The following is a 1034-nucleotide window of genomic DNA, read 5'->3' on the forward strand; positions in this document are numbered from 1 at the left end:
CGGCCGGCCCCGGCCGAGGGCGCCGGTTCGTGCGGATCATGCGGCGCCGGTCCGGATCTTATCCGCTGCTGCAATTCAGGACTCATACCGGGAGATCCGGCCGAGTCCTATCTGGTCTTTCGCGGCTGTCCCAATGAAGTGCGCGCGGTATGCGGCCGGCTGTTGATCGGACCGTTCCGCCTTCAGTCGAGTTTCGTCGGACAGCCGGTCATAACCATTGATCCGGTCTGCGACTGCGACGACAGCTTTACAGCTGATTTCGCCGATTTCTGCGGAAATCCCATCAACGCACCGGCCATCGGACAGGAGTTTTATCTGCTGATCCGGCTCTGCCACAGCAGTCTCTGCTTCAATGTGAGAGCTTCGTTCACGGGGACGGCGGTCAGATCGGTAGTTATGATCCCAACGGAAGGAGACAACTACCAGCCTATCGGTTCGAGCTTTGAGGATGTGAACGTCACTTTGAATGCGGAGATCTGCGTGTGCGTTACAAATCCGGAACTTATCTGCTCTGCACCGGGGACGGGATGCATTGCCGGCGTTGGGTGCGGTGATCAGGGAACGCAGCTGATCCGGACGAATACGGGCATCAGCATTCTGAATAATAACAACAACAATAATAATAACAATAACAGCAATAATAGCGGCGGCGCGGGAGAGACAGGCGGCCCCGGGATGGGCGTTGTCTGGCCGCCTGTGCCAGGTTTTATACCTCCGTTTGCACCCGGTTGGTGCTGGCCTCCGCAGATGTTCTGGCCGCCCTGTCCCGGCCCCCTCCCCCCGAGCCCGTGGCCTCCTTATCCGGGTCCTATCCCTCCGGAGCCATATCCTCCGTGTCCGTGTCCGCCGCCCTGCCCGGAGCCATATCCTCCGTGTCCGTGCCCGCCGCCCTGCCCGGAGCCGTGTCCTCCGTGTCCGTGCCCGCCGCCCTGCCCGGAGCCGTGTCCTCCGTGTCCGTGCCCGCCGCCCTGCCCGGAGCCGTGTCCTCCGTGCCCGTGCCCGGTGCCCTGTCCGGAGCCGTGTCCTCCGTGTCC

General features: G+C 62.6%; 1 protein-coding gene. It reads right to left on the reverse strand.

Annotated features, from left to right (window positions below; translation table 11 throughout):
• Window positions 1–808: 808 nt before the first annotated feature.
• Window positions 809–1034 (reverse strand): hypothetical protein (locus tag E0E37_RS01210; protein WP_207302901.1); only part of this gene is annotated, 226 nt, incomplete at its 5' end.

It is taken from the genome of Bacilliculturomica massiliensis (genome assembly GCF_900605495.1).
Classification (GTDB): Bacteria; Bacillota; Clostridia; order Peptostreptococcales; family Anaerovoracaceae; genus Bacilliculturomica; species Bacilliculturomica massiliensis.